The sequence below is a fragment of the Streptococcus hillyeri genome (assembly GCF_003686955.1).
Lineage (GTDB): Bacteria > Bacillota > Bacilli > Lactobacillales > Streptococcaceae > Streptococcus > Streptococcus hillyeri.
Map to the genome: position 1 here is coordinate 1 of NZ_RCVM01000042.1, position 2,038 is coordinate 2,038.

Annotated in this window: 1 protein-coding gene; it reads right to left on the reverse strand. The window is 37.7% G+C overall.

The annotated features are described in order from the left end of the window. Positions 1-284: 284 nt before the first annotated feature. Entirely contained in the window at positions 285-1,790 is a 1,506-nt protein-coding gene (locus EAF07_RS10350; RefSeq protein ID WP_121836462.1) for a flavocytochrome c, read from the reverse strand. Between the last annotated feature and the right edge of the window lie 248 nt (positions 1,791-2,038).

Below are 2,038 nucleotides of genomic sequence, written 5' to 3' on the forward strand. Positions count from 1 at the left end.
GCAATAAAATCAACCATTATAAAAACCAGTGGAACTTACCCTGACACGGATTTCCACTGGTTGTTAGAGGTTTTATCAGATTAACTTCCACTTTAACAGACGGTGGAAGTTAGTTTGGGAATTTAGCTTTTTTTCATAAACACGTTTTCACATCAAAAATAATAATCGTTAGACTTTCTTTCACTTGATATAAAGGATTCAATTGGTATCGTTTCTCTGTTTCCCCACTTTTTTCTACAATTTAAAAAGAGCTAAAAATTTGACTTTCTAGCTCTTAATGCAAACTATTTAGCATGTGCTGCAGATTGGTTACCTGCTTGGCGACCGAAGATGATGATATCAGCTACGGCATTACCACCGATACGGTTTTGTCCGTGAATACCACCTGTTACTTCACCAGCGGCATAGAGACCTGGAATAGCTTTTCCTTCTTTATTTAAGACTTCTGTATTAGTATTGATTTTCAAACCACCCATTGTGTGGTGAATACCTGGTGATACTTTGATTGCGTAATATGGTGCTTCTGAAAGCGCATTGTCCATACCAGTCTTGCGTCCAAAAGCTGTATCTGATTTATCAGCGACCGCTTTATTCCAAGTGTCAAGAGTTGTTTTTAGAGTAGCTCCGTCAATGTCAATAGCTTTCGCTAAATCTTCGATTGTTTTTGCTTCCACAACAAGACCTTTTTCAACATATTGGTTGATCGCTTTTACACGTCCACGAAGGGCATTATCAAAGACAACATAAGCGTAGTTCGGATCGAGTCCATTAATCGCTGCAGAAACGTTATCACGTGTTTCTAATTCATTAACAAAGCGCTCACCTTTTGAGTTTACAAGAATAGCACCTTCACCACGAACAGCTTCAGTGATAAGATATGCTGTTTTTTGTTCTACTGATGGGTGAATTTGAATTTGATCCAAATCAACAGTGGCTGCACCTTCAGATTCTGCAAGCGCAATACCATCACCTGTTGACCCTTCTTGGTTTGTTGACACATAGCCTTTTAATTCTGGTTTGAATTTTGTAACCATGTCCATGTTAGCACCGAAACCACCTGTTGCTAAAACAACTGATTTAGCAGATACTGTTTTTTCTTTACCAGCAATTTTAACTTTAACACCAGTTACTGAACCGTCTTTATCTGTCAATTCTGTCACATCAGCATTGACAAATGTTGGGATTTTACGTTCAGTGACATTAGCATATAAACCATCAACAAGGTAACGACCTACAGCTGAACCATCTGTCGGACGGTGCGTACGTGTCACACTCATACCACCAGTTGTTGTGATATTATCAAGGGTAATTCCCATGCTATCAAGCCAGTCAATGGCTGAGGCTGAGTTATCAACAAAGTATCGAAGCAACTCTGGATCATTTGTCCCTTTACCACCTTTAAGTGTTTCTTCATAGAAAAGGTCGTTTTTATCTTCAATACCTTGTGCTTTTTGGAATTTTGTCTCAGAAGCGTTCATACCAGCAGATGATTTTGAAGTGTTACCACCGATAACTGGCATTTTTTCCAAGATAGCAACATCTGCACCAGCATCTTTAGCTGAAATTGCTGCCGCCATACCAGCACCACCTGAACCGATAACCACGACATCATAGCTATCTTTCAATTCTTTTGGATCAGTGTAAGATTTTTCGGAAGCACCAGAAACGACTTCCTCTTTTTTAGCTTCAGTTGTTGTTTCTGTTTCTTTAGCAGTTTTTGAACCGCCACAAGCAACTAAAACCATAGCAAATAGGCTTAGGAAAAAGCCTAGAACAAGTTTCTTTTTCATCAAATATAGACTCCTTTCAAAACTTTGTGATGAAACTTACAAATCTATTATACTCTAAAATATCAGTCTTTAAAACCCTTTTCAGTAACTTTCTGTTAATTTTTTCACATTTATCTCAAACGGAAAGTTCTAAAATGAAGTTAGCCACCTAAGGGTATCAAAAAACATCTCAGAGAGATATAATTGTAATCACCACAACAACAATTAGAAAGATTCTGAGATGCAAAACTATTATACACCAAAAAGTA